Here is an 18001-nt window from a genome sequence, read left to right on the forward strand (position 1 = left end):
TAGGCTTTGCGGAGTCCGACACCCGGACAGCCTACCGACGCCATACGACACGGGAGTCCTGCGCGCGTGACCGACGAAGCGACCACCGGTGGAACCCTCGCCGACGCCGGGGTGGACCCCCGTCTGGCCGACCGCGGCATGGGGGAACTCGCCGAGAAGATGGGCATGGTCATCACCGAGCTGACCGCCGAGCGCGCGGTCGGGTCGATCCCGGTCGAGGGCAACCGGCAGCCGGTCGGCCTGCTGCACGGCGGCGCGTACGTCGTGCTCGCCGAGAGCCTCGGGTCGATGGCCGCGAACGTGCACGCCGGCACGGGTCGGTACGCCGTCGGGATCGAGCTGAGCGCCTCGCACTCGCGCAGCGCCACGAGCGGCCGGGTCACCGGGACGTGCACGGCGATCCACCTCGGCGGGACGCTCACCACGCACGAGATCGTGCTCACCGACGACGAGGGCCGACGCTGCTCGACCGTCCGCATCACGAACATGATCCGCGAGCGGCGCTGACCCCGCAGCCGTCAGTCCTCCGGCGGTCGCTGCAGCAACAGTCGTGCGTCGCCGAAGCCGAGCCGCCGGTAGAGCCGCTCCCCGACGACGCTCGAGTGCACGACGACCCGCTCCGCGCCGGCCTCGTCCGCGAGGTCGACCAGCGCGGCGACGAGCGCACCCGCGACGCCACCACCACGCAGGTCCGGGTGCACGTAGACGCTCTGCAGCTCCGCCGCGACGCGGCCGTGCGGCCGGTGCGGCACCGGCGGGCGCGGGTTCAGCGCGAGCCACGCCATGCCGAGCACGACGCCGCCCCGTTCCGCGACGACGCACCGGTGCGAGTCCGCGTGCTCGCGCCCGAACGCCGCCGTCGCGTCGCGGTACGCCTCGGGTGTGACGGTCGGTACCCGACCGTCCTCGTCGACGCTCCACCGCCACCGCAGGTCGGCCACCGCTGCCATGTCCTCCGGCCGGGAGGCACGGATCACCACGTCGTCCATGCCCCCACCCTGCCAGGTGGCCGGTCCGCGGCGGGGCCGACCCGCGCCTCCCGTCCGACCCGCACCACGCGTCGGCCGTCACCCGCGCCGACGGAGCAGACGACGTCGGGTCGCGGGCGCCCACCCGACGGTTCCTGCTCCATCGGCGGCCGGGGCGGGCGGCCCGGGAACGCGACAAGCGCCGCCGGACGGTGTCCGGCGGCGCTTGTCGCGTGAGCGAGCGGGTGCTACTTCTTGGCGCTGAGCTGCTCGATGATCGCCTTGGCGACGTCGTGCATGGTGAGGCGGCGGTCCATCGACGCCTTCTGGATCCAGCGGAACGCCTCGGGCTCGGTGAGGCCCATCTTCTCGTTGAGGAGGCCCTTCGCGCGGTCGACGAGCTTGCGGGTCTCGAAGCGCTCGACCAGGTCGGCGACCTCGGCCTCGAGCGTGATGATCTGCTGGTGCCGCGAGAGGGCGATCTCGATCGCGGGGAGCAGGTCGTTCGGGGTGAAGGGCTTCACGACGTAGGCGAGGGCACCCGCCTCGGTCGCGCGCTCGACGAGGTCCTTCTGGCTGAACGCCGTGAGGAGGACCACCGGAGCGATGTGGTTCTTGGAGAGCTTCTCGGCCGCGGAGATGCCGTCGAGCTGGGGCATCTTGACGTCCATGACCACGAGGTCCGGGCGGAGGTCGGTCGCGAGCTGTACGGCGGTCTCGCCGTCACCCGCTTCGCCGACGACGTCGAAGCCGTTGTCGCGGAGGATCTCGACGATGTCGAGACGGATGAGCGACTCGTCCTCGGCGACGACGACGCGACGCGGTGCTGCTGGGGTTGCTTCTGTGTCACTCACGACGGAGAGCCTACTAGACGGCCGGAGAGGACGCCGCCGGGCATCGCGACGGACGACCTGCCCGACCGAGGACCCGGCCGACGGAGCACCGGCCGTCGGTCGACCGGGCCGACGGACGATCGGTACGAGTGGCGGGACTCGAACCCGCACGCCGTGAGGCAGAGCATTTTGAGTGCCCCGTGTCTACCGTTCCACCACACTCGCGAGGAGGCCAGGCTAGCAGCCCGGCACGCCGCACCCCGTTCGCGCGCCCGCCGTCCGCCGCGGTCGTCGTCCGCGGCGGTCGCCGTCCGCCGCGGTCGTCGGGGCCGGCCGCTACAGTCGGTCGCACGGGGATGCGGGGGCGCGAGGCCGACGTCGTCGTCCCCTCGCACCGACCCGGAGGCACCCATGACCGACGACGCCCTGTTCTCGAGCCTGTTCGCCGCGGTGGCCGCAGCCCCCGACGACGTCGCCCTGCGCGGGCAGGTCGCACAACTCCTGCTCGACCGCGGCCGTCCGGCGGAGGCGCTGCAGCACGCGGCGGTCGCCCTGCAGCACGCCCCGGGCGACGCGACCGCGCTGCGGGTGCTGACCGCGGCGTCCGCAGCCCTGCGCGGGTCGGCGGCGGGCGACGCCGTCCCGACCCCGGAGCGCGGGACGGACGGCGGCGTCCGGCCGCACGCGGATGCGACACCGGAGGCGACCGGGGACCGCAGCACCGCGGCGGACGGCGACCACCCCGCCGACGCGGGCGGCCCCGGGACCGGCACCGCGCCTCCCGGCCGTGCCGGCGACGACTTCGACTGGCGACGCGCGGAGGCGGACCTGGGCCACGTCGTGCCGCCGCCGTTCGTCGACGCGACCCCGACGTCCGACCGGTCCACGGCGGACGGCGACGGCGACCGCCCGGAGCGGATCCGGGTGGACGGCGGCGACGGCGAACCGGTCGTCGACGTCGAGGTCGAGCGCCCGCAGGTGACCCTCGCCGACGTGGGCGGCCTCGAGGACGTCAAGCAGCGGATCCGGGAGTCGTTCCTCGAACCGATGCGGCACCCCGAGCTGGCGGCGGCGTTCGGCAAGACCCTCCGCGGCGGCCTCGTGCTGTACGGCCCGCCCGGGTGCGGCAAGACGTTCATGGCGCGGGCGATCGCCGGGGAGCTCGGTGCGCACTTCCTCACGGTGCGGATCGACCAGGTGCTCGACCCGTACGTCGGCGCGACGGAGAAGAACCTGCACGCGGTGTTCGAGGCCGCGCGGGCCAAGGCACCCGCGGTGCTGTTCCTCGACGAGATCGACGCCCTCGGTGCACGCCGGTCGAGCATCGGCACGGGGTGGAGCGGCCTGCGGCAGATGGTCAACCAGCTGCTGCTCGAGCTCGACTCGGTCGGGTCGGACAACGACGGCCTGTTCGTCCTCGCCGCGACGAACAGCCCGTGGGACGTCGACCCCGCGCTGCTGCGACCCGGGCGCTTCGACCGGATGACACTCGTGCTACCGCCCGATGCCCCGGCTCGCGAGGCGATCCTCCGGCACCACTTCGCGCGACGGCCGATCGCCGGGATCGACCTCGCGGAGGTCGTCGCCGCGACCGAGGACTTCAGCGGAGCCGACCTGGAGCACCTCGTCACCTCGGCGGCGGAGCAGGCGATGGCGCGGTCGGTGGCCGCCGGACGGATCGAACCGGTCGTGATGGACGACGTCCTGCGTGCTCGCTCGCAGGTGCAGCCGTCGACCGGGTCCTGGCTCGTCACGGCGAAGAACGTCGCGGCCTTCGCGAACGCGGACGGCCGGTACGACGACCTCGTCGCGTACCTGCGGCGCAAGCGTGTCCTCTGACGCCGACGCGACCGCGTCCGCGGCGGCACTGGCCGGGTCGCTCCGCGCCGTCGGGCAGCTCGACCGTGCGGAGCAGGTGCTGCGCGAGGCGTCCGCGCACGCGCCCGAGGACCCGGTGCTGCTCGTCGAGTGGGCGACCCTGCTCCAGCACCGCGGCGACCTCGCGGGCGCCGAGTCCGCCGCGCGAGCCGCGGTCCGCGCCGCGCCCGAGTCGCTCGCGGGGTACGTCCGGCTGGCCCTGGTGCTCGTCGCGGCACAGCGCGGGCGCGAGGCGCGGGCGGTCACCGCGCAGCTCGTCGCCCAGGCGCCGGACGTGCCCGCGGTCTGGACGACCCACGCACTGGCCTCCGTCGACGACCGACGCCCGGGGTCGCTCGCGACCGTGCGCGACGCGTACCGCCGGGCGATCGACCTGGCGCCCGACGTCCCCGACCACGTGGTCGTCGCCGCGGTCTGCGAGCACGCGTACCGCCAGCACGCGGTCGCGCGGGACCTCGTGGCGCGCGGGCTCGCGATCGCGCCGCAGTCCCCCGCCCTGCTCGGGCTCCGCGCCGAGTACGCGCCCGTCCGCGAGCAGCCGGCCCTGCTGCTCGACCTGCTCACGACGAACCCGTCGGACCAGGAGGCGCGGGAACTGCTCGACGCGGCCGTCACCTGGGAGCGCCGGCTCGCCGCCACCGCCGCGGTGCTGCCCGTCGTGGTCGCGGTCGTCGCGCTCGGTGCGGTCGTCGCCGCTCCGGCTGCCGCCGGCCCGCTGACGACCCTGCTCGCCGCGGTGTCGGGCGGGCTCGCGCTGCTCGTCCGGCGGCGGTACCGGGCGCGGCGGGACCGACTGCCGACGAGCTACCTCGACACCCTGCCCGCCACCGGGCGACGGCCGGCGCGGTGGGCGGCGTGGACCGCGGCGGTCGCGACGGCTGCCGGTGCGGTCCTCGCGTGGACGCCCCTGACCGTGGTGGCCCCGGTCGCGGTCCTGGCCGTCCTCGGCGTCGCGGTCGTGGCCGGCCTGGTCGTGGTCGCCACGCCGCTGCCCGGTGACGACCGGGTCCTCCTCGCAGCCCGACGCCGCTCCGGTCGGGTCGCGTTCGGCACCGCCTGGCGGTACGGCGGGCTGCGCCAGGAACTCGCGCTCGGGACCGGCCTCGCGGTCGCGGCCCTCACGGCAGCCGTCGCCGGAGCGGTGCTGCCCACGGCGCCGGACGGAGCGGTCACCGTCCTCGCGTGGCCGGTCGCGCTCGTCGCCGCCGCCTCGTTCGTCGAGGCCGTCCGCGCCGGTCGGCACGCACCGCAGCGCTGGCTCCGTGCCGTCGGCGTGCGCTACCGGCTCGTCGCACTCCTCGGGTTGACGGCGCTGCTGCTCGTGCTCGGCGGGCTCGGGCTCCGGGACGCGTCGGCGCGGGCCGTGCCGGTCGACGACGGGCGCTCCGTCCCGGCACCGGCACCGTCGTGGGCGCCGCCGACGAGCGTGCCGACGCCGACGCTCGACCTGCCGTCGTTCCCACCGTTCGACGTGCCCTCGATCGGCACCTGACCGACGCGGTCGTCCGCTGCCGGCGGCACCTGACCGGCGCGGTCGCCCGCTGCCGGCGGCACCTGACCGGCGCGGTCGCCCGCTGCCGGCGGCACCTGAGCAGCGCGGTCGCCCGCGGCCGGCGGCACCTGACCGGCGCGGTCGCCCGCTGCCGGTCCTGGCGCCGTTCGGGCCGTCCGGACGGGTAGGCGGAGGACGAAGCGTGCGCCGCCGAGCGGCGTCTCGTCCGGCGGCGCGTGCTCGGGCGCGTGCGCGAGCGTGCCGCCGTGCGCCGTCGCGATCCCGCGGGCGATCGGCAGCCCGAGGCCGGCCCCGCCGGACCGGACGTCGCGTGCCTCGGCGAGCCGGACGAGCCGGTCGAACACCCGCTCGCGGTCGGCCGCGGGGATGCCGGGGCCGTCGTCCTCGACGATGAGCAGCGCCGCATCGTGCTCGCGCGCGACCGTCACCCGGATGGTGCCCACGCCGTCGGTGGCGCGGGCGGCGTTGTCGACGAGGTTGCCGAGGACCTGCGCGAGTCGGTCGGGGTCGACCTCGGCGGTGACGGCGTGGTCGGGCGCCCGGACGTCGAGCGTCATCGCGGGGAGGCGGACCCACGCGCGGTCGACCTCGGCGCGTGCCCAGGCGACGAGGTCGACCGGGCGCCGGTCGAGCGCGATCCCCCGGTCGAGCCGGGCCATCGTGAGCATGTCGTCGACGAGCCGCGCGGCACGGTCGGCCTGTCGGACCACGTGCACCGCGAGCTCTTCGCGCATCGCGGGGTCGGCATCCCGGACGAGCGTGTCCGCCGCCGCGCGGACGCCCGCCACGGGGGTGCGCAGCTCGTGGGCGGCGTCGGAGAGGAAGCCACGGACGCGCTCCTCGGCGGCCACGGCCTGCGCCTCGGCACCCTCGACGGCGTCGAGCATGTCGTCGAGGGCCACCGCGACCCGGCCGATCTCGGTGTCCCGGCGCGTCGGGCGGAGCCGCCGACCGCGGTCGCCCTGCGTGATGGACCGCGCCGTCGCGGCGAGCTCGTCGAGGGGCCGGAGGGAGCGCCGCACGACGAACACGACGCCGACCACGGCGACACCGAGGAACGCGACGGAGGCGCCGCCCATCACCCAGCCCAGCTGCGTGAGGGTCTCTTCGACGTCCCGGGTCCCGGCGGTGAGGGTGATCCGGGTGCCGTCGTCGAGCACGGACCGGAGTGTCAGGACCCCGTCGTCGGACGAGACGGACGACGACGCCACCGAGACGCCGCCCGTCCGCGCGGTCGACGACGTGCCGTCCGACGCGTCGGTCCCCCGGTCCGCGGTCGACCCCGAGGTCGCGGAGCCGCGGCCCTCGCGACCCGCGGGTCCGGGGAGGGTCGCGGGGTCCGGCGGTCCGGAGCGCAGCTGGTCGGGCGTGGGTCCGGCGTCGACGGCCGCTCCGTCGGGTTGCACGATCCGGACCGACAGTCCCTGTGCGGACAGCCGGTCGGCCAGGTCGTCGGCGTCGAGCACGCCGACGAGGGCCGCCGCGGCCGAGGCACGGTCGCGCAGTCGGTCCTCGACCTGGGCGCGGAGCCGGGCGCCGAGGACCGCCTCGACCGCGACGACGAGTCCGGTGAGCAGGACGGCGAGGAGCACGAGCACGGCGACGACGGTGCGCAGCCGGAGCGACGGGGTGCGCAGGCCACGCTGCCCCGCGGGACCCGCAGCGTCCGCGGGACCCTCCGTGCCCGCGGGACCCGCCGTGCCCGCCGTGCCCGCGGTGCCCGCGTCGGCAGTCACGCCGCACCCCGGTCGACACCGAGCCGGTACCCGAGGCCCCTGACCGTGTGCACGAGCCGGGGCCCGTGCGCCTCCATCTTGCGACGCAGCGCGCTGAGGTGGACCTCGACGAGGTTCCCCGCGACCGCGTCGTAGCCCCACACCTGCGTCGTGATCTGTCCCTTCGAGACCGTCCGGCCGCGGCTCTCGGCGAGGAAGCGGAGCAGCCGGAACTCCGTCGCGGTGAGGTCGAGCAGCACGCCGCCGCGCCGGACCGTCGCGCCCTCGGGGTCGATCACGAGGTCACCGACCTCGATCACGCTGGGCACGCGACCGCGCCGACGGAGCACTGCCGTCACGCGCGCGACGAGCTCGGCCATCGCGAACGGCTTCACCACGTAGTCGTCGGCGCCCTCGGCGAACCCGCGGAGCCGGTCGTCGAGCTCGTCCCGCGCCGTCATCATCACCACGGCGGCGTCCGAGCGGGCCCGGATGCGGGCGGCCAGGGCGATGCCGCTCGGTCCCGGCAGCATCCAGTCGAGGAGGACGAGGTCGGGGACCCCGCGCTCGAGGTCGTCGACGACCGTCCGACCGTCGGCCGCGGCAGCGACGAGGTGCCCCTCGGCGCGCAGGGTCGTGACGACGGCGGTGCGGAGCGTGTCGTCGTCCTCGACCACGAGGATGCGTGCTGGTGCGTTCACGGCGGCAACCGTAGGTGGGTTCCGCCCGCACGGAGCATGGAGCGACCTGGACATCACCTGGACTTCAGTCCTGCTTCAGGTTCGGATCGGACCGTCGTCCTCGCCGGCGGACCGACCCGATCCGCCCGACGAACAGGAGAGACCATGCACGACGAACGACACGACCAGCCCACCGGTGACCGCCGTCGCCGGACCCTCCGTGCCGCGGGCATCGGCACCGCGGCCGCCGCGGTGCTCGTGCTCGGCGGGATCGGCGTCACTGCCGCGATGGCCGACGGGGGCGGGAGCGCGCCGACCGTGACCGCACCGAGCGGAGCGCCCAGCGGTGCGCCGACCGGGGCACCGAAGGGGGCACTCACGCCCGGTGTCGGCGGCACGGACGCGACGGGCAAGGACGCGACGGGCAAGGACGCGAAGGGCAAGGACGCCACCGCCCCCGGCGGATCGGCTGCGCCGGCTCCGGGGTGCGTCGCACTCCCGGCTCCCGGTGGGACCGCTCCGACGCCGCCCGCGGACGGCACCGCGCCGAAGGACGCGCCGGCCCCGCCCGCACCGCCCACCGGCGGCACCGCGCCGAAGGACGCACCGGCCCCGCCCGCACTACCCGCCGACGGCACGGCGCCGAAGGACGCGCCGGCCGCACCGGAGCAGGGCGACCAGGCGACCCCGGCCCCGACCTCCGGGTCCTGACCCGGACCGCACCAGGTGCGGGAGGCGCACCCGCAGGCCGGGCGGCCGTCGCGGGGCGCGCCTCCTGGCCGGCGTTCCGCACACGGGAGCCGACCCGTCGACGCGGGGCGCGCCTCCCGCCACGGGGTCCCGCGACCGCATGCCGACGCGTCGACCCGGGTCGCGCCTCCCGGCCCGGGTCCCGGACCCGTCAGCGGCGCTCGAGCGCCTCGATCGCGGCCACCAGACCGGCTCGTCGCGGTGACCGCCGCGGCAGGACCGCGAGGAGGGCGCGGAGCACCTCCGGGTCCGCGGCACCGTCCGCCGTGCGCGACCACGCGTGCAGCGCCTCCGCGCCGCCGTCGGTGAGAACCGACTCGCGGAACCGCAGACGCACCGCGTCGCGCAGGTCGTCGACCCCCGGGGACGCCGAACCCGGCAACACCGGTCCGGGGTACCCGTCGACGGCCTGGAGGCGCGCCCCGCGGTCGAGCGCGGACAGCACCGTGTCGACGTCGGTGCGGATCCCGGTCAGGCGGTACGGACGCGACGTCAGACGCGCGTCCGGCGCGTGCTCCGCGAGGACGCGCCGCAGCCGCACCACCTCGGCACGCAGCGTCGGCACCGCGCGGCGGTCGCCGTAGACGGCGACCGCGAGGTCCTCGGCGGCGAGCCCGCCGGGCGTCGATGCGAGCACGGCGAGGACCTCGGAGTGCCGCTCCGACAGACGGACCGAGCGGTCGCCCGTCCGCAGGGTCGCGGTGTCGGACCCGAGCAGGTCGAGCTCGGACCGGACAGTGGTCCGGCGCCGGGCGACGCCCGCGGTGGGCTCCTCGGTCGCCGCTCCCGGAGGACGCTGCACGGCGGCGAGGGCGATCTGCGCCTCGGCCGCTGCGGCGGTGGCGGTGAGGAGCGGCAGGGTGTGCCGTTCGACGGCCCGGTCGTCGCCGGTGATGTCGAGGGCGCCCACGACCGAGCCGTCGGCCGCGTGGAGCGGGACCGCCGTGCACGAGAACGCCTTGACGGCGGTGGCGTAGTGCTCCTCCGACCGGATCTGCACGCCGCGGCCGAGTCGGAGGGCCGTCCCCGGGGCGCTCGTGCCGACGTGGTCCTCCGCCCAGTCGGCGCCCGCGGTGAAGCCCATGTCCTCCGCGGCGCGTCGAGCGCGGCGGGCACCGTCGACCCAGACGATGCAGCCCGTCGCGTCGGTCACCGCGACCACGCAGCCCGCGGCGCGCACCTCGTCGAGGAGCAGCCGGCGGACCACCGGCAGGGCGGTCCCGATCGGACCCTCGGCGCGGAGGGCGTCGAGCTGGTCGTCGTCGAGGGCGAGGGCCGGAGTGCCGTCCGGGTCGACCCGGGACGAGCGACGCCACGACGCGGCGACGAGCGGGCGGAGACCGGCGGGGACGGACACGTCGCCTCCCCTCGCAGGTCGCGGCCGCGTCGTCGCGGTCGGTGGGGTCAGCCTACGTCGGCCGAGGGGCGGGGGCCAGGGGGCGGGGGTCGGCCGTGGCTCGGGCGGTCGGGCGCGGTGCTGGCGGTCCGGCACCGGTCCGGCACCGGTCCGGCACCGGTCCGGCGCAGGTCGGGCGAGGTCCGGGCGGGCGGTCGGTCGAGTCGGTCAGGCGCGGTTCGCGCGCAGCAGTCGGTCCACCGCGATCATCGCGCCGCCGACCACCGCGGGGATGCCGCCGCCGGGGTGCACCGACGCACCGACGCGCCACAGCCACGGCCGCCACCGGTCGTTGTACGACGGCCGGTGGAACGGCCCGCTCTGCCACGGCGGTCGCGCCGCACCGTACAGTGCGCCGTGCGGTTCGCCGAGGGTGCCGTAGTGCTGCGGGTCGAGCACGGTCTGTTCGTCGAGCAGGTCCGTGAGGGGTCCGTCGAGCCCCATCGCCCGGGACACACGGTCCACCTCGCGGCGCACGAAGGGGTGATCGACCGAGTAGTGGCCGCCGTCGGCGGGTGCGGTGAGCAGGATGCCGAGGGTGCCGCGCGCGTTCGGGTAGACCTCGCCCGGGCGGTACTGGTTGACGAACACCATCGTGTCGGCCGGCTCGTCGCCCGCCTCCAGGCTGCGGTGGAGCGCGGCCGGCTTCGTCGGCAGCACCACGCTGTGGGTGGCGATCTCCGCCGGGAGTTCCTCGCGCAGCACGCCGTACAGGGCGACGGCCGAGCAGGACAGCGTGCGCGGGCGCAGTCGGGGCAGTGCCGGGATCCGCGACGGGCCGGTCAACTGTGCGAGCCGGTCGGCGTCGAGCGCACTGACGACGAGGTCCGCGCGGTGGTGACCGAGGTCGGTGGTGACCGAACCGCGCTCGATGCGGGTGACGACCTCGCCGGTGCGCACCTCGCACCCGGCGGCCTCGGCCAGGCGCGTCAGCGCGAGCACGATCTCGTACACGCCCCCGCGCGGGACCCACGCCCCGGTCTCCGCCATGATCGCGGGCATGCTCGCGTACAGGGCCGGGGTGCGCGCAGGCGAGACACCGGCGTTCAGCGTGTGGATCGCGATGATCTCGCGCAATCCGTCGGGCAGCCAGGGCAGGCCGTCGAGGTAGGCGCGCGTCGTGAGGCGTGAGCCGTAGACGGCGAGCAGCCGGCGGACGGCCGGGAGCGCCGCACGGTCGAGCGGGTCGGCGAGCAGCAGTCGGGTGACGTCGTCGGCCAGCGGCGCGTGCAGCTCGGAGAACCGCCGCCACGCGGGGTACCAGGGGTGGTCCGGTGCCACCGGTAGGGAGGTCTCCTCGCCGGCGTGGTAGTACCGGCCCACCTCGGGCATGCGGACGAGGTCGAGGTCGGCGTCGACCCGGTCGAGTGCGGCTCCGCCGTCGGCGCGCGACCGGTCGAGTTCGGCTCCGCCGTCGGCGCGCGACCGGTCGAGTTCGGCTCCGCGGTCGCCGAGGCGCCGCAGCAGTTCGTCCCACACGGCGGGGAAGGTCACGAGCGAGGGCCCGGTGTCGATGCGCTCGTCGCCGAGCTGGATGCGGCGGCTCTTGCCGCCCAGCTCGCCGGACGCCTCCAGCAGGGTGACCCGGTGACCGGCACGGGCGAGCAGCGCGGCGGCGGTGAGGCCGCCGATCCCCCCGCCGACGACGACGACGCGGCTCACCGGGTCCCCCCGAGCACGATCGAGACCAGGAGCAGCACCCCGGCGAACGTCCCGGCGATGTACGGGAACGCCACGGACAGCCGGTACAGACGGTGGCCGGTCGCCGGCGTCGGATCGCGGAACAGGCACACCACGAGCACACCCGCGATGAGGAGGTCGACGACGGCGACGGGCACGCTCACCACCGCGAAGAGCGCCACGGACACGAGCCACCAGGCGCCGCTCCAGAGCGCGGTCCCGCGTGGGCCGAGGAGCACGGCGGTCGTGGTGATGCCCGCATCCCGGTCCTCCCCGATGTCCTGCACCGCGTCGAACGCGTGCTTCGCGACGCTCCACGCCATGAGCCCGAGGGCGGCCGGCCAGACCGGCGTCTCCGCGAGGGCCGCTGGGACGATGACCAACGGCAGCGCGTAGGCCGCGTTGCTCAGGGAGTCGAGGAACGGACGCGCCTTGAACCGCAGCGGCGGCGCCGAGTAGAAGACGAAGACGCCGACGTACAGCAGGATCGCGGCGTTCGCGAGCGGCGGCAGTGCGACGAGGAAGTACACCAGGAACGGGACGTTCGTGACCGCGACCGCCCAGGCGATGAGCCGGACCTCGGACTGGCGGATCCGGGCACCCTCGATCGATCCCTTGCGCGGGTTGGTGGCGTCGGTGTCCTGGTCGTACACGTCGTTGACGCCGTAGATGAGCAGATTGAACGGCAGGGTGAGCCACAGGAGCACCGGCAGGGCGCGGACGTCGAACAGCGCGCCGGTGAGCCAGACGCCGACGAGACCGGAGCCGATCGTGTTGATCCACAGCACCGGCCGCGAGATGTGCACGAGTCGGCGCACGGCCGTGGCGGTCCCCGAGGGGGTGGTGCGCAGCATCCACTCACTCCCGTCGGTCACAGGGCCGAGGCTACCCGGTGCACCTCGACAACCGGCGGAGGCGCCCCCGCCACACTGGTCGGATGCGCATCATGCTGCTCACCGCCGGCACCCGCGGTGACGTCGAGCCGTTCGCGGCGCTGGCACGGCACGCCGTCGCGCGGGGTCACGAGGTCCGGTTGGCGCTGCCCGACGACGCCGCGGCGCCCGACGGGGTCGACTCCGTGCCGCTCGGTCTGGACGTGCAGCGGATGCTCACGCCGCGCGGCCGGACCCCGCTCGCACTCGCTCGTCACCTGCGCGTCGAGGTCCGCCCGGCGATGCAGCGGATGCTCGCCGCAGCCGTGCGGGAGAGCATCGCCTTCGCGCCGGACGTGGTGGTGCACCACCCGCTGGTGCTCAGCGCGCCGATGGTGGCGGACGCGCTCGGCGTGCCGCGGGTGCTCGTCGAGTTCGCCCCGGTCGCCACGGCGAGCGAGCGGATCCCCGCGGCCGGAGGGCCCACCGCGACCCGCGACCTCGGTGCGGCCAACCGGTTCACCTACGCCGTCCCGCGAGCCGCGGCACGGCTCTTCGACACCGACGTGGCCCGTGCCGCAGCGGAACTGCCGGGCGGCCGTCGTCCCGCCCACCGGACGGCGTCGAGCGCCGTGCTCATGGCCGTCAGCCCCACGCTGCTGCCGCGTCCCGACGACTGGCCGGCGCGGGTGCACCAGACCGGGGCCTGGTACGACGGCGCTGACGAGGCCGGAGCGGACGCGGCGGTGCGCGACTTCCTGCGGGGCGGTCCGTCCGTCGTCGCCTCCTTCGGGTCGATGGCCGTCGGCGACGCGACGGCCCGTGGTGCGGCGGTCGTCGCAGCCGCACGGGCACACGGGCTCCGGGTGTTGCTCGTGACCGGGTGGGGTGGGCTCGCACTGCCGACGGGAGGACCGGACGACGACGTCCTGGCCGTCCGCTCGGTCCCGTTCGACGCGGTCCTGCCGCACGCGACGCTCGTGGTGCACCACGGCGGGGCCGGGACCTCGCACGCGGTCGCCCGGGCGGGTGTGCCGGCGGTCGTCGTGCCCGTCACCGCCGACCAGCCGTTCTGGGCAGCGCAGCTCCACCGCCAGGGTGTCGCCGCCGCCCCGGTCCCGCTGCGCCGTGTGTCGGCCGACACACTCGGGCGCGCGATGGGCGACGCGCTGTCGCGTCGCGGACGTGCGGCCGAGGTGGGGCGGGCCGTGCGGCGGGAACAGGGGGTGCAGCGGGCGGTCGACGTGCTCGAGTCGCTCGGAGCCGGGTCGGCGTCGGACGTCGTGGGCCCGCCGTCGGGGTCGGTGCGGGCATCCGCCGGCGGGCCGTGACGTCCTCAGCCTCGGGCTGCCGTCCGGGGGTGCGCCGCGGGTTGCGCGGCCGTCGGCTGCTCACCCGCGGGTTGCGCGGCCGTCGGCTGCTCACCCGTGGGTTGCTCTGCCGCCGGCTGCTCACCCGAGGGTTGCCCTGCCGTCGGCTGCTCACCCGAGGGTTGCCCTGCCGTCGGCTGCTCACCCGAGGGTTGCCCTGCCGTCGGCTGCTCTGCCGTGGGCAGGAGCCCGAAGGCGCGGAGCTCGGCGTCGGTGAACATCCGTGACCGGGTGAGGAACCGCTTGCCCTCGGGGACCTCGACGGAGAACCCACTGCCCCGACCCTCGACCACGTCGATCGTCAGGTGCGTGTACTTCCAGTACTCGAACTGGGAGCGCGACATGTACACCTCGACCGGAGCCGTGCCCGCCACCTCGAGCGTCCCGAGCAGCACGTCGCCCGGTCCGGTCCGGAACATGCCGACGGGGTAGCACATCGGACTCGAGCCGTCGCAGCAGCCACCCGACTGGTGGAACATCAGGGGGCCGTGCCGGGCGGCGAGGGAGCGCAGGAGCTCCTCCGCCGCCGGCGTGACCGCGACCCGGTCCGGGACCGTCCCGGCGGCGGGGCCGGTCCCCTCGGACCGGCCGACGGTGGCACCGCCGTCCGGCAGCGGCATCAGAAGAACCCCATCGGACCCTCGGCGTACGACACGAGCAGGTTCTTCGTCTGCTGGTAGTGGTCGAGCATCATCTTGTGGTTCTCGCGCCCGACGCCGGACTGCTTGTAGCCGCCGAACGCCGCGCCCGCCGGGTACTGGTGGTAGGTGTTCGACCAGACGCGACCCGCCTGGATGTCACGGCCGGCCCGGTAGAGCGTCGTCGCCTCGCGGCTCCACACCCCGGCACCGAGGCCGTACAGCGTTTCGTTGGCGATCCGGATCGCGTCGTCGTAGCCGCTGAACCGGGTCAGGGCGAGGACCGGGCCGAAGATCTCCTCCTGGAAGATCCGCATCGCGTTGTCGCCCTCGAACACGGTCGGGGTCACGTAGTAGCCGCCGCTGAGTTCGCCGCCGAGGTCGGCGCGCTCGCCGCCGGTGAGCAGCTTCGCGCCCTCCTGCTTGCCGATGTCGATGTAGCTCAGGATCTTCTCGAGCTGGTCGTTCGACGCCTGCGCTCCGATCATGGTCGACAGGTCGAGCGGGTGGCCCTGCTTCACGGCGCGGACACGGTCGAGGCCGTCGGCGACGAACCCGTCGTAGATCTCCTCCGCGACGAGCGCCCGCGACGGGCAGGTGCAGACCTCGCCCTGGTTGAGGTTGAAGAAGGCGAACCCCTCGAGCGCCTTGTCGTAGAACGCGTCTCGTTCCTGGGCGACGTCTGCGAAGAACACGTTCGGGCTCTTCCCGCCGAGTTCGAGTGTCACCGGGATGAGGTTCTGGGAGGCGTACTGCATGATGAGCCGCCCCGTGGTGGTCTCCCCCGTGAAGGCGACCTTCCGGACGTCGGGGTGCTGCGCGAGCGGCGCGCCGACCTCGAAGCCGAACCCGTTGACGACGTTGAGGACGCCGGCGGGGAGCAGGTCCTCGATGAGTCCCAGCAGCACGTGGATGGAGGCCGGCGTCTGCTCGGCGGGCTTGAGCACGACGCAGTTGCCGGCGGCGAGGGCGGGGGCGAGCTTCCACACCGCCATCAGGATCGGGAAGTTCCACGGGATGATCTGCGCGACCACGCCGAGCGGTTCGTGGAAGTGGTATGCGACGGTGTCGTGGTCGATCTCCCCCGTCGAGCCCTCCTGTGCCCGGATCGCCCCGGCGAAGTACCGGAAGTGGTCGATCGCGAGGGGGATGTCGGCGCCGAGGGTCTCGCGGATCGGCTTGCCGTTCTCCCACGTCTCGGCGACGGCGAGCATCTCGAGGTTCTGCTCCATCCGGTCCGCGATCCGGTTGAGGATGTTCGCGCGCTCGGTGACGCTCGTCCTCCCCCACGCCGGGAACGCCTTCCAGGCCGCGGCGACGGCCTTGTCGACGTCCGTGGAGTCACCCCGGGCGACCTCGGTGAAGGTCTTGCCGGTGACCGGGGTCGGGTTCTCGAAGTACTGCCCACCTGTCGGCGGGACGTACTCCCCGCCGATGTAGTGGTCGTACCGGGGGCGGAAGGAGACGAGCGCTCCGTCCTCGCCCGGCGCGGCGTAGGTGGTCGGCGATGCTGCGATGGTCATGGTGGTGCCCTCTCGACGACGGTGTCGACGGCGCACGGTCTGCGCGCCTCGGTCGGGAGGCTACGACCGCCGAGGTTGCACCCGGTTGCGAGCAGTCCGGTCCGACGGGGGCCCCGGTATGGTCGGGTGCATGGGGATGCAACACCCGCTGGTGGACGGGACCGGTGACGGCTACGTGGTCAGCGAGACCGTCGGGCCGATCGTGGCCCTCACGCCGATGCGTGCCGACCTCGTCGTCCAGGCCACGGCCGCCGGACTGCGGGTGGTGTTCCTCACCCCCGAGACCACCCGGCTGACCGAACCCTTCCGGCAGGTCCTCGACGCGGCCGACGGACGCTGGGTCGTCCGGTCGGCCGAGGGCGCGCTCCGTGACGGGTCGACCGGTACGGCGCTGCTGGGAGTGGCCGACGCCTTCCGCGCTCCGGGGACGACCGACGCCGTCGACCCGCGCTACCTCGAGCTCCCTCGTCCGGAGCAGGTGCAGTTCGTGGTGTCGGCGTCGATCCGACACCGCGCCGACGCCGGAACGCGTCTCGGACGTGCGTGGGAGACCTTCGCGGCGCTCGGACCCGGCTCGACACCGGCCGGGTGGGGCACCCACGAGCCGGTCGAAGCCGACTGGGACAAGGACACGCTGACGGCGGCGGCACGCGGCAGGATGCCGGCGGACGCGCGGTTCGTCGTCGTCGGGGACGCCGGCGCACCACTCGCCGGTTCGGTGACCGCGCGACGGACCGAGCACGGTGTCGAGGAGGTCGTGGCCGGCCTCGTCGGCGTCGGAGCACCGGGGACCCCGGAGGTGCAGCGCGCGCACGACGCCGCGACCGTGCTCCTCGCCGACCTCTGCAGCACGGCCCTCCCGCTCGTCGCGCTCGTCTTCGCGCGGGTCGGGTCACGAGACCTGACCCTCCGACCGGTGCTCGAGCAGGAGCCGGAGCCGGTCGCGATGCTGCTCGGAGCACCCGCCGTGCGGGGGCTCGGGCTCGACATCGACGAGATGCGGGATCGCTTCGGCGCCGAACGCGTCGGTCGCCCGCGCGTCCCGTCGCTCGTCCTGCGGTTCCGGGACGGACCGTCGCGCCCGGACGCCACCGGGTGGGAACGCCTGCGACCGGTCGTCGACCACCTCGGACGCGATGCGGTCGAACGCCTCACCGGCCGCGACTTCGGTGCGGCACGGTCAACCGGACCGGAGGGAGACGACGATGCCTCGTGAGATGACCGTCCTCGGTCCGACGCTCGTCGGCGACGCCGAGTTCCGTCCGGCCGCCGAAGCCGTCGGCCACGGTGTCGGTCTGCGTCTGGCACGCGACGGACTCGTCGGGCGGTTCTCCGACGCCGAGGGCCGTCTCGTCGCGACGGTGCAGCACCCCCGCCGGGTCCGCTCGGAGTCGGAGGTGCGCCGACTCCTGTCTGACATCGTCGAGCTCCCCGCCCAGGCCGAGGGCGGCGGCTGGTGGTGGACCGACGTCTTCGTGCCGCTCCACGACGAGGACGACGGGACGACGCTCCTGGGCGCCGAACCGCTCGGGGTCGCGCTCGCGCGGTCGATCGCCGAGCACGCGGGTGGTGTGCTCTCCGGATCGGACGAGCAGCGCTCCTGAAGGGGAGACCCTCGTCACGGCTGCGGGCGCGCTCTGGCCGTCCGTTCCGGTCGGAGCTGCACCAGGGGTAGCCTCTGCCCCGTGGACCTCACTCCCTCGCACGCCTTCCTGCAGGCCGTCGCGGTCCTCCACCGGCGCGGATGGGAATCCGTGCGCGTGTTCACCGAGCTGTACGAGATCGGCGACTGGCGCTGCTGGCTCCATGCTTCGGGATGGCGATCAGGAAGACGACCGTTCCGACTCGGCCTGTACATCGGCGCCGACGACTGGGAGATGCCGTTCCCCCACGATCCGTCGGCCTCGATGACGCCAGACGAGATCGCCGACGCCCTCGAACTCGACCTCGACGCGCGCGGGCGTGAGCCGGATCCAGAGTACGGCCCCTGGTACGCCGAACTCATCCGACAGTGCTCGCCGAACCTGTTGCCCCTGTGGCGAGGCGGCGGCGTCCGTCCGAACGTCGTTCCGAGTGCGATGAGCGCGGACGGCGAGATCGTCGTGCTCGACCTCCCGCCGGAACCGCCAGAACCAGCCCGTTCGACCGGTACGCGTTCCTGAGCAGACGACCGTCGGCAGGACCG

The 18001-nt window shown here is 74.9% G+C and carries 15 protein-coding genes, 1 tRNA gene and 2 pseudogenes; 8 read left to right on the forward strand and 10 right to left on the reverse strand.

Annotated features, from left to right (window positions below; genetic code table 11):
* The first annotated feature begins 138 nt into the window (after window positions 1–138).
* A complete protein-coding gene (locus QOL15_RS08925; protein ID WP_071247232.1) occupies window positions 139–507 on the forward strand; it encodes a PaaI family thioesterase in 369 nt (122 codons plus the stop codon).
* 11 nt (window positions 508–518) lie between these two features.
* On the opposite strand, the gene QOL15_RS08930 is transcribed toward QOL15_RS08925, so the two are convergent.
* From QOL15_RS08930 to QOL15_RS08940, 3 genes are all read right to left on the reverse strand, one after another.
* Complete coding sequence (locus tag QOL15_RS08930) at window positions 519–989, reverse strand: GNAT family N-acetyltransferase (protein WP_071247034.1); 471 nt, start codon at window positions 987–989, stop codon at window positions 519–521.
* 227 nt (window positions 990–1216) lie between these two features.
* Window positions 1217–1822 carry an ANTAR domain-containing response regulator gene (locus tag QOL15_RS08935; RefSeq protein WP_022903868.1) on the reverse strand — a complete coding sequence of 202 codons (606 nt, stop codon included), beginning with the start codon at window positions 1820–1822 and terminating at the stop codon, window positions 1217–1219.
* 123 nt (window positions 1823–1945) lie between these two features.
* Window positions 1946–2026 (reverse strand) — tRNA-Leu (locus QOL15_RS08940).
* 186 nt (window positions 2027–2212) lie between these two features.
* Between QOL15_RS08940 and QOL15_RS08945 the strand changes: the two genes are divergently transcribed.
* Together QOL15_RS08945 and QOL15_RS16670 are read left to right on the forward strand one after the other, a co-directional pair.
* Window positions 2213–3640 (forward strand): 26S protease regulatory subunit, encoded by a 1428-nt coding sequence (locus tag QOL15_RS08945; protein WP_071247032.1) that lies wholly within the window; start codon window positions 2213–2215, stop codon window positions 3638–3640.
* Between the two features lie 115 nt (window positions 3641–3755).
* Window positions 3756–3968, forward strand: a pseudogene (locus QOL15_RS16670) (tetratricopeptide repeat protein); the annotation flags it as partial.
* Window positions 3969–4957: 989 nt separating this feature from the next.
* Here QOL15_RS16670 and QOL15_RS08950 read toward each other — a convergent pair.
* A complete protein-coding gene (locus QOL15_RS08950; RefSeq protein WP_305404226.1) occupies window positions 4958–6928 on the reverse strand; it encodes a HAMP domain-containing sensor histidine kinase in 1971 nt (656 codons plus the stop codon).
* Window positions 6925–7608, reverse strand: a complete 684-nt coding sequence (locus QOL15_RS08955) for a response regulator transcription factor (RefSeq protein ID WP_071249296.1) — start codon at window positions 7606–7608, stop codon at window positions 6925–6927. The genes QOL15_RS08950 and QOL15_RS08955 overlap by 4 nt, the downstream gene beginning before the upstream one ends.
* A gap of 144 nt (window positions 7609–7752) precedes the next feature.
* Between QOL15_RS08955 and QOL15_RS08960 the strand changes: the two genes are divergently transcribed.
* The gene (locus QOL15_RS08960; RefSeq protein ID WP_071249294.1) at window positions 7753–8298 is read left to right on the forward strand and encodes a hypothetical protein; all 546 of its coding nucleotides are present in this window, start codon (window positions 7753–7755) and stop codon (window positions 8296–8298) included.
* 190 nt (window positions 8299–8488) lie between these two features.
* On the opposite strand, the gene QOL15_RS08965 is transcribed toward QOL15_RS08960, so the two are convergent.
* From QOL15_RS08965 to QOL15_RS08975, 3 genes are all read right to left on the reverse strand, one after another.
* Entirely contained in the window at window positions 8489–9694 is a 1206-nt protein-coding gene (locus tag QOL15_RS08965) for a GAF domain-containing protein (RefSeq protein ID WP_175473869.1), read from the reverse strand.
* A gap of 207 nt (window positions 9695–9901) precedes the next feature.
* On the reverse strand, window positions 9902–11395 hold the full coding sequence (locus QOL15_RS08970) for an NAD(P)/FAD-dependent oxidoreductase (protein ID WP_305404232.1): 1494 nt from the start codon (window positions 11393–11395) through the stop codon (window positions 9902–9904).
* Window positions 11392–12288 carry a UbiA family prenyltransferase gene (locus QOL15_RS08975; RefSeq protein WP_254780294.1) on the reverse strand — a complete coding sequence of 299 codons (897 nt, stop codon included), beginning with the start codon at window positions 12286–12288 and terminating at the stop codon, window positions 11392–11394. Before QOL15_RS08975 ends, QOL15_RS08970 begins: the two co-directional genes overlap by 4 nt.
* 62 nt (window positions 12289–12350) lie before the next feature.
* On the opposite strand from QOL15_RS08975, the gene QOL15_RS08980 reads away from it, so the two are divergent.
* The gene (locus QOL15_RS08980) at window positions 12351–13616 is read left to right on the forward strand and encodes a glycosyltransferase (protein WP_083394119.1); all 1266 of its coding nucleotides are present in this window, start codon (window positions 12351–12353) and stop codon (window positions 13614–13616) included.
* Window positions 13617–13840: 224 nt separating this feature from the next.
* Here the strand turns inward: QOL15_RS08980 and QOL15_RS08985 are convergent.
* Together QOL15_RS08985 and QOL15_RS08990 are read right to left on the reverse strand one after the other, a co-directional pair.
* Window positions 13841–14275, reverse strand: a pseudogene (locus QOL15_RS08985) (DUF779 domain-containing protein); the annotation flags it as partial.
* Complete coding sequence (locus QOL15_RS08990) at window positions 14275–15816, reverse strand: aldehyde dehydrogenase family protein (RefSeq protein ID WP_071249288.1); 1542 nt, start codon at window positions 15814–15816, stop codon at window positions 14275–14277. The pseudogene QOL15_RS08985 and the gene QOL15_RS08990, both read right to left, overlap by 1 nt.
* Window positions 15817–15946: 130 nt before the next feature.
* Here QOL15_RS08990 and QOL15_RS08995 point away from each other — a divergent pair, with 130 nt between their 5' ends.
* The 3 genes from QOL15_RS08995 to QOL15_RS09005 all read left to right on the forward strand — a co-directional run bounded on the left by QOL15_RS08995 (window position 15947) and on the right by QOL15_RS09005 (window position 17978).
* Complete coding sequence (locus QOL15_RS08995) at window positions 15947–17032, forward strand: DUF6177 family protein (RefSeq protein WP_071249286.1); 1086 nt, start codon at window positions 15947–15949, stop codon at window positions 17030–17032.
* 1 nt (window position 17033) lies between these two features.
* The gene (locus tag QOL15_RS09000) at window positions 17034–17420 is read left to right on the forward strand and encodes a hypothetical protein (RefSeq protein WP_071249284.1); all 387 of its coding nucleotides are present in this window, start codon (window positions 17034–17036) and stop codon (window positions 17418–17420) included.
* A 156-nt stretch (window positions 17421–17576) separates the two neighbouring features.
* Complete coding sequence (locus QOL15_RS09005) at window positions 17577–17978, forward strand: hypothetical protein (RefSeq protein WP_305404239.1); 402 nt, start codon at window positions 17577–17579, stop codon at window positions 17976–17978.
* The last annotated feature ends 23 nt before the right edge of the window (window positions 17979–18001 follow it).

It is taken from the genome of Curtobacterium sp. MCBA15_012 (assembly GCF_001864935.2).
Lineage (GTDB): Bacteria > Actinomycetota > Actinomycetes > Actinomycetales > Microbacteriaceae > Curtobacterium.

Bases quoted from the DNA above. Each gene is read 5' to 3' on its own strand.
- QOL15_RS08930 (WP_071247034.1), bottom strand. From the start codon at position 989: ATGGACGACGTGGTGATCCGTGCCTCCCGGCCGGAGGACATGGCAGCG.
- QOL15_RS08995 (WP_071249286.1), top strand. From the start codon at position 15,947: ATGGGGATGCAACACCCGCTGGTGGACGGGACCGGTGACGGCTACGTG.
- QOL15_RS08990 (WP_071249288.1), bottom strand. From the start codon at position 15,816: ATGACCATCGCAGCATCGCCGACCACCTACGCCGCGCCGGGCGAGGAC.
- QOL15_RS08925 (WP_071247232.1), top strand. From the start codon at position 139: ATGGGGGAACTCGCCGAGAAGATGGGCATGGTCATCACCGAGCTGACC.
- QOL15_RS08945 (WP_071247032.1), top strand. From the start codon at position 2,213: ATGACCGACGACGCCCTGTTCTCGAGCCTGTTCGCCGCGGTGGCCGCA.
- QOL15_RS08960 (WP_071249294.1), top strand. From the start codon at position 7,753: ATGCACGACGAACGACACGACCAGCCCACCGGTGACCGCCGTCGCCGG.
- QOL15_RS08980 (WP_083394119.1), top strand. From the start codon at position 12,351: ATGCGCATCATGCTGCTCACCGCCGGCACCCGCGGTGACGTCGAGCCG.
- QOL15_RS09000 (WP_071249284.1), top strand. From the start codon at position 17,034: ATGACCGTCCTCGGTCCGACGCTCGTCGGCGACGCCGAGTTCCGTCCG.